General features: G+C 42.4%; 8 protein-coding genes, 1 tRNA gene and 3 pseudogenes. 7 read left to right on the top strand and 5 right to left on the bottom strand.

All coding sequences use genetic code 11. From position 1 onward, the window contains the following. Positions 1 to 172: 172 nt before the first annotated feature. From CS369_RS08320 to CS369_RS23415, 3 genes and pseudogenes are all read left to right on the top strand, one after another. Positions 173 to 916, top strand: coding sequence for an aspartate/glutamate racemase family protein (locus CS369_RS08320; RefSeq protein ID WP_196906724.1), 744 nt, complete (start codon positions 173 to 175; stop codon positions 914 to 916). Positions 917 to 1,099: 183 nt separating this feature from the next. Continuing rightward, a tRNA-Asn gene (locus CS369_RS08315) sits at positions 1,100 to 1,175 on the top strand. A gap of 192 nt (positions 1,176 to 1,367) precedes the next feature. Next, a pseudogene (locus CS369_RS23415) lies at positions 1,368 to 1,757 on the top strand (tyrosine-type recombinase/integrase); the annotation flags it as partial. 509 nt (positions 1,758 to 2,266) lie between these two features. Here the strand turns inward: CS369_RS23415 and CS369_RS08310 are convergent. From CS369_RS08310 to CS369_RS08295, 4 genes and pseudogenes are all read right to left on the bottom strand, one after another. Beyond that, positions 2,267 to 3,487: a hypothetical protein gene (locus tag CS369_RS08310; protein WP_196906723.1), complete on the bottom strand. Its 1,221-nt coding sequence runs from the start codon at positions 3,485 to 3,487 to the stop codon at positions 2,267 to 2,269. 371 nt (positions 3,488 to 3,858) lie between these two features. Beyond that, positions 3,859 to 4,194: a hypothetical protein gene (locus CS369_RS08305; RefSeq protein WP_196906722.1), complete on the bottom strand. Its 336-nt coding sequence runs from the start codon at positions 4,192 to 4,194 to the stop codon at positions 3,859 to 3,861. 440 nt (positions 4,195 to 4,634) lie between these two features. Further along, positions 4,635 to 4,892 (bottom strand): annotated as a pseudogene (locus CS369_RS08300) (alpha/beta hydrolase); the annotation flags it as partial. A gap of 29 nt (positions 4,893 to 4,921) precedes the next feature. Next, the gene (locus CS369_RS08295) at positions 4,922 to 5,611 is read right to left on the bottom strand and encodes an aspartate/glutamate racemase family protein (RefSeq protein ID WP_196906721.1); all 690 of its coding nucleotides are present in this window, start codon (positions 5,609 to 5,611) and stop codon (positions 4,922 to 4,924) included. 200 nt (positions 5,612 to 5,811) lie between these two features. Between CS369_RS08295 and CS369_RS23410 the strand changes: the two are divergent. The 4 genes and pseudogenes from CS369_RS23410 to yajD form a co-directional block, all read left to right on the top strand. Further along, positions 5,812 to 5,922, top strand: a pseudogene (locus CS369_RS23410) (LysR family transcriptional regulator); the annotation flags it as partial. A gap of 24 nt (positions 5,923 to 5,946) precedes the next feature. After that, positions 5,947 to 6,297: a LysR family transcriptional regulator gene (locus tag CS369_RS23405; RefSeq protein WP_244664899.1), complete on the top strand. Its 351-nt coding sequence runs from the start codon at positions 5,947 to 5,949 to the stop codon at positions 6,295 to 6,297. Further along, a complete protein-coding gene (locus tag CS369_RS23400; RefSeq protein WP_244664898.1) occupies positions 6,269 to 6,709 on the top strand; it encodes a LysR substrate-binding domain-containing protein in 441 nt (146 codons plus the stop codon). Before CS369_RS23405 ends, CS369_RS23400 begins: the two co-directional genes overlap by 29 nt. A 104-nt stretch (positions 6,710 to 6,813) precedes the next feature. Then, complete coding sequence (gene yajD / locus CS369_RS08285) at positions 6,814 to 7,158, top strand: HNH nuclease YajD (protein ID WP_196906720.1); 345 nt, start codon at positions 6,814 to 6,816, stop codon at positions 7,156 to 7,158. Between the two features lie 167 nt (positions 7,159 to 7,325). On the opposite strand, the gene CS369_RS08280 is transcribed toward yajD, so the two are convergent. Continuing rightward, complete coding sequence (locus CS369_RS08280) at positions 7,326 to 7,517, bottom strand: hypothetical protein (protein WP_196906719.1); 192 nt, start codon at positions 7,515 to 7,517, stop codon at positions 7,326 to 7,328. Positions 7,518 to 7,569: the final 52 nt, after the last annotated feature.

Raw genomic sequence — 7,569 nt, 5'->3', positions numbered from 1 at the left:
GGCTGATGGCTGAAAACCCGGAAATCTCAAAAAGTGCGTGGAACTAAAACCGGTGTGCTTACAACACGGTTGGCTATGCAAATCATACATAGGGGATGGGAATTTAGCAATTCATATTCCGGCTGGTTGTGCGAAGATATTTTCAATCCCTTCATGTATTGAGGTTAATAACGTGAATAATTTAATTGGTATTCTTGGCGGAATGGGGCCAGGGGCGACGGTTGACGCCATGCAAAAATTAATTAACAACACACCAGCCAATAAAGACCAGGATCATATCCCTACCATTGCGGTATTTATTCCTGATATTCCTGACAGAACACAATGTATTTTGAACCATGGCGCATCTCCATTAGATAAAATGGTTCAATATATGAAAATCCTCGAAAATGCAGGCGCAGAATGTATTATTATTCCTTGTAATACCGCTCATTTCTGGTTCGATGAATTAAAAAAACGCACACATGTCGAAATGATCAGTATCATCGACACTACCTGCCAGTTGATTAAACAGCAACATTTGCACGCTGTTGGATTACTGGCCAGCACCGCCAAGTGCAAAGCAAAAATTTATCAGGATAACCTTAGCGCACTGGGAATTGCCTGTCAGATTCCTGACGACACTGCTCAGCAGGCGGTAATAGAAAGCATTTATGCCTACAAGGCAGGCCGTATTGCCGATGCACATCGACTTCTGGCTCCAGTCAGAGACACACTGCTTGATGCTGGCGTGGAAAAACTGATCCTCGGTTGTACTGAGCTGCCGCTAATTCTCCAACAAGATATGGCATCCGCACCAGAACACTACATTGACGCAACGGATGCCTTGATCAAGAAAACCGTTGAGTGTTATTTCACCCACTCTCCGCGCCATCCCAGCCATCAAGGTACGCCTCATCACCCGATTGCCGCCTGAAAATGCGGTCAAACTGCTTGCACGCACGTTGACCGCGATAAAAAGCGTTAAATTGCCTTGATTTTCTCCGCAACGCAGAAAAAAAGGCGATTTGCCTAATCTTTCAGCAAACGATCGCCCTTTGTATGTTCTTCCTTTGACATCCCTGCAGCACGCCGTTATTATGCGCCCCGTTCACACGATTCCTCTGTAGTTCAGTCGGTAGAACGGCGGACTGTTAATCCGTATGTCACTGGTTAGAGTCCAGTCAGATGAGCCAAATTCAAAAAAGCAGATGTCTTCGGCATCTGCTTTTTGCTTTTGGATTCAATAAAATAATGCAAGAATCCTTTCCCAACACATGCTAATTTTTCCCTCCGCATCGGGTGAATTTGGTGGTCAGATGTGGGGTCTTTCCGGTTCGATAAAGGAGTGACCCGCATATGTCCTTTAATGACACGAAAATCCGCAACATAAAGCCGCACGCTCCTCTGATAAACGCTTTAAAAACGTCGCACTGAGCTGGTATGGCAGCAACAAGGCATGCGTTGGGGGTGAGATTGATTTCAAGAACAAGATATGGACCATCCCCGCCACCCGGGAGGCCATTATTTACGTGCGCTACTTTGTGGCGCAGAGCGAAAATGTGCACTCCGCACCTCGTCCCGCTTTTCCAGCAAGTGATAGCTATTCTGAAGCAGATAAAGGACATCTCCAACCATCAGAAATTGGTGTTCCCCGGCGATCATAACCCGTCCAAACCGATGAGCGAAAACACTGTTAACAGGGCCTGCGGTTAATGGGATATGACACCAAAAATGGCGTTTGTGGTTATGAATTCCGCGCGATGGCGTACAGTGCCAAAGTATTCCTTGCCTGGCTGGTTTTTAAATAAGCAATAAAATATTGATTATATTGGTTTATTTAAGGAGTGATTGCATCGACTACTCATTTTTCAAATACTTTAAGCTCGTCTGTACTGCAACATTTAGGGCTCTGGGCTGTGACTATTTCCTCCATGCTCATCACTCATTTTTAGATGAATCAACGGATCGATTTTCACTATAGATAATACTCTTATAAACAAAAGAAACCGATAATAAGCACGTTAACTTTTACACTAATTTATTTTCATTAAATTAGCGCAAGAGCCCTCTTCCTCTGATGCCCCTTCCTAATATCGGAGCCAAGATAAATCAGAAATCAAATCATTACCTTATTAATACTTCGTTCAATTGCTGATTTAGATGTCAATCCATTTATGATATTGTCATAAGCATCATCCCTCAGGGATTTACCTTCATTTTTCACTTGCTTAATAAAATAATAGTTATGATGCTGCGTATAAATGGCTTTCGCTTTTTCATCATGCTAAATAATTTCTTGTAAATCATTCCAATTAAATAATTTATCAGAAATACACATCTTGATGTGTAGCGCTTCTTTTATTTCTTTTCTTTCACTTGTTAATTTTAAAAAATCGCGCACGCTAGATTCTAATATTCTTTCTTTCGTCTTGATTGATAAAGACACATTATATTTTTCTTTGATATATTCTAATCTGGATAATAAACTATAACGCTCTTGTTGTTTGTCTAATTTACTCTCTAAACAACCAACGTTATATTCACCATCATCAAGCATCCCCTTTATTATTTTTAGATCATCTGATAATAAGGAGGTGCGTTGCCGAATAAAATATTTACCTGGTTGTTTGATAAAACTTTTTTGGCTCCTTATTATTCTATCAAATAATTTATCCACTGTAGCGTCTACTTGTTGATGCAATGCTGCTACCGTTAGTTGAATATTATTCTTATTTGCTTTATTGATCGTTTTTTGAATCAATGAGAGTAATTTTACTTCTGCTACAATCTTTTGCTGCTCTAGCATTGCATTCGTTGCCGCATTAACAACAGTGTTAAGAGTATCAGTTGTTGTTATAGATGATTGCGTTGTTTGATTTGTGCCAGTAGAGGTTGTAGTTTGATATTTCGCCAAGTTCTCAAAATTTAATCTTTTATCCGATACGCTTTGAGCATGTTTAGTACCTAAATATTTTCCTTCTTGCACCCTGGTTCTTGTTCGAATATAAGAACCATAAATAGTAGCTGGCGCGCCAATTAAAGCAGGAACAAAACCTACCGCGCTGCCAACACCTGTGAGTTCACTTAACGAACTTAATGCCATCGCAGCTTGGCCAACAGCAGTGACAGTACCATACTCTATTCTTTGCTTATAGTTATAATATATTTTACGGTCAACTATTTCTTTTAATTGTGCAATATTTTCTTTAATAATATCTGGTTGGTGGTCCTTTTCTAATAAAGAACGATTCTCTTGCAGTAGCTTATCGCGCTGATATCCAGAAATGGTTTGCGAAATCTCATACCCAGTCATCATGATTTGTGCTGGCAAAAGTAGAATATTACTGACCATTCCTGCTAAATCACTCACGGCTTCAGCTCCGCTGATCCCTTGGGACATCACTAGATCTGCTATTGATTTTGCAGACAATCCAACCATTCCACCTGTCATTAAACTCATTGCCGTAGCTTGTAATGGTGAAACATCGCGGTCAATTTTTACCACTGGTACTTCTTGTTTTATTCATTGATATTCTGTAGCCACATAAAGTGTCTTTGCAGTAGAATTATTTTGTTCTTGCAACAACTTCCAGGTTGTACATAGTTATTGGAAATTTTCAATATTTTCCCTTTCATCTCCACCTTGTAATTAATTAATCCAAACATCAAAAAATGGTTGAATTCTCTCTTCAACAAGCTTTTTATTGACATCGTCTTCAGCAAAGTTTTGTTGTAATATTCCTAAAACCTCTTGTTTTTTTCCTTAATGTCTCTCATGAATTTAGGGTAAATTATTTTATAACTTTCAACTGATTCATCAAAAGCGCCTTTTGCACCCACCCCAATTAAAGGAATAGCTGGTAGTAAAATACTTAACTATAATAATGACTGGTGAAATTGTGGTAAAACCTGACCTGTCGCTCCGGTAAATTCATCAATGCCATCAATAGAACGCAAATAATTATATGCTGATATTACTATTTTATTACAAAAGGTTTTTACTTTACTCAATATATTTTTTTGTTTATTTAAATCACATGACCACACAACAAAATAGGGTATAGAATCATTATTTATAATTTGATTAGAATTACTAATGTTACTTACCCTAGAAGCAAAGTGGGATTGATTTATATCATTTTTACGTTCTGATGTTTTTTCCAAAAAATTAGCAATGTGAATAGAGTTAGAGAAAGAGGCGATAGAAAGCATAGAATGTCCTTTATATCGCCTAAAATGATATTGATTATCAATATTATTTATGGTATCAGTTTTTTAGTCTTGGTGGTAGATTTTTATTGGTAGTTTTTGGCTTTATCACATTCATCTGCTGAATATTATCGCCGTAAAGGGCTTTATCCTGAAAAAATTCAGCAATGAAAGGACGAGTTTATACACCTCAGCCAAGGTGAAAACAGAGCGCAGAAAAAGAAACAAAAACAATTAACTCAATAAGCTATTCTTGATGTTGTCCGCAAGGACAAGGCGATGTTGATCTTGGAATATCTTGCTCCCTGCTCCGTATTAACAATGCAGTCAAACAAGAATCAAAAATTAAAGCGATCAGTGATCAAATATGATGGTAGCTTTTCTCTCAAGTTGACTATTGCGTGCGCAAAAGTGCCGCACCGTTACCTGTGCGGCTTTTATCATTACTTCAGATTGGCATTAAAAAATGACGCCAGTTTCTCAAAAGCAATCAGGTCAGTACGGTCATACAGATCGACATGACCAGCCCCGGGAACAATATACAATTCCTTTGGTTGAGCCGAGCGTTTGTAAGCATCTTCGCTAAACTCGTTCGAATGAGCCTGGTCACCAGTAATAAAAAGCATTGGGCGCGGTGAAATAGTTTCAATATCGTTGAACGGGTAGAAATTCATGAATTTTCCGATACTGCTTAACAGAGGAATGCGTTGACACGACGCTCATCATGACGCTAACGCAGCGCATTGAACAGCGCTTCAATATGTATATCAACGGTATCAAGCGCTGGCACGGCAAGCTGGACATCGGTAAACAGCAGAGGTAACTCTGTGCAACCAAGAATAATGGCTTCAATGCCTTCATACTTAGACATACGTTCAACAACGGCGAGAAACCGTTCTCGCATCTGTATCTTCACGATGCCTCGCTCAAGTTCATAGTGAATTTTTTCCGCAACAAAGTCGATATCATTTAGTATAGGAGTGATGACATCAATCCCGGCTTCGATGAAGGGCCTTTTAAAAAAATCAGCCTCCATGGTAAACCGTGTTCCCAGTAGCCCGACCTTTTTCAGCCCCTGCGCTTTTACCTCTGCGCACGTAGCGTCGATGATGCTGACAAGCGGTATTGCACTACACGCTTGCAGTTCGTTAAAAACGATGTGTGGTGTATTGCCAGTAAGCGCAGCGACTTCGGCACCCACCGCAGTCAGATGACGAACCGCCTCTGCCAGATAATCGGTAAGTCCTGCATAGTCTTTTTGACTACACATCTCCAGCACGTCGTAGACGTTAATACTTTCAATAGTAAGGTTCGGAAAGAAGGTATCACCGTTGCGCTTATTGGCCTCATAGACAAATTTACGGTAATAACGCAGGGTCGATTCAGGCCCGGTGCCGCCTATCAGTCCAAGTTTCTTCATAGTAGCCTCACAGGTTGTTCGCGCTTTCGCCTCAGAACAGCCTCATCAGTATGTGCAGCGTGGATAGTGGATTAATTAAGATGTCAGGGTCGCGACCGCCCCTTCCGGCAGGTCATCATGTTCACGCTCGTAAAATAAAAAACATGAAATTTCTTTTCAATTGAATAAAATGGAATTCATTTTTCAATTTTGGTGAAAGTATGGATATTTCAGATTTCCGTACCGTCATTGCAGTGACCGAAACTGGCAGCATAACCGCTGCGGCCAAATTGCTTTGCCGCGTGCCCTCGGCAATCACAACACGAGTGCAAAATTTGGAGCATCACCTCCGGATCGTGCTATTTATAAAGACGGGCCGTCGGTTTATTCCGATCACAGCAGGCTTGGCACTCTACGAAAACGCACTGAAGATCGTTGAACTGGTAGCCACAGCGGAACAGCAGGCAGCAAAGCCGCAACCAGGTGGCCGGTTCAGAGTGGGAGCGCTCGATAGTATGGCCGCAACGCGTTTACCCGCTCTGCTCTCAGCGTTGTACCGTAAGCATCATGACGTAGCCGTCGAACTGGTGACCGGAATTAGCCGTATGCTCTATGAGGCCGTCGTTAACCACGAGCTGGATGTGGCCTTTATTGCCGATGCCCCTGCGGATGACAGGCTTGAACGTATGGCTGTTTTTGAAGATTGAGTTGGTGATTATTGCACCGGCTAATTCCCCACTGATACGGGCTGCTGGCGATCTCGAAAACGCAACATTGCTGGTTTTTCGCTATGGTTGCTCATACCGCGATCGACTGACAGCCTGGTTACAGCAGGCGCAGGTTAAACCTTATCGCCTGGTCAAAATGTCGTCCTATCACGCCATTTTGGGTGGCGTCAGCGCCGGGATGGGCGTAGGAATAGTGCCACGACCGATACTGAACACATTCCCGTCGGAGAATTTGATTACCGTCCACCCCTTCATGGAAGCAGGCAGCCCTGTTACCACCGAGTTGGTATGGCGTAAAGAAGGCCTGACAGCCAATATTCGTGCACTGATCGACATACTCTCTTCAGAAGCAAAAAGCGTTTCTGAGACCCATCGCAGAGCAGAGTCATGAATCCGTGAACCCGCTATTTCGCTTTCCTTTCTTCTCTTGTTCCAATATGAGATATATTGAGGACACTAGCGTAAATACTCTCTTTATAACAGGTAACATCGGCTATGGCTTTGATCCCCAAAAACTACGCACGGCTGGAAAGCGGCTACCGTGAGAAAGTACTAAAAATCTACCCGTGGGTGTGTGGGCGCTGCTCGCGGGAGTTTGTTTATTCCAACCTGTGTGAATTAACGGTTCATCATATCGATCACGATCATACCAATAACCCAGAAGATGGCAGCAACTGGGAGTTGCTGTGCTTGTATTGCCATGACCATGAACACTCGAAGTACACTGAGGCAGACCAATACGGCACAACCGTTGTGGCGGGGGAGGATGCGCAAAAAGATGTTGCGGCAGCGACCTATAATCCCTTTGCCGATTTAAAATCGATGCTTAACAAGAAATAATGTCAGCAATCTCTGCTTCTGCTATGGGCTGCTGACGCAGCCCTGACAAACACAGACCTCAAGGGATTGCCTATCTCCAAAGCATCGAGTCACTGCCCACCAAGAGAACGCTGCGTCCACGTTACTTATAGCCCTGCTGTGGTGGACAGGTCAGATGTCACTCCACGTTAAGAGGCGCCGACAAACTCAAAACCATAGTGCTCGTCTGGCGAATCCCTTTTTATTGCGGAGGGTTCAGTAATCACAAAACCTTCAGCACTCCTAGCCTCATCAACTAATGCATGACGCTCCAACTTAGCGGGGATCTCCTTGAGTGTCACACCATTAGGACTGGGTTGATAAGGGTCTTCCCCGATCATGGTGGGAGACTCATAACCCCATGTTTAACCTGCCGTAATGGAACATTACTGC

Source organism: Candidatus Symbiopectobacterium sp. 'North America' (genome assembly GCF_015762685.1).
GTDB lineage: Bacteria > Pseudomonadota > Gammaproteobacteria > Enterobacterales > Enterobacteriaceae > Symbiopectobacterium.
Note: the sequence above shows the minus strand (reverse complement) of the source record. Positions and strands in the feature narration are given on the sequence as shown.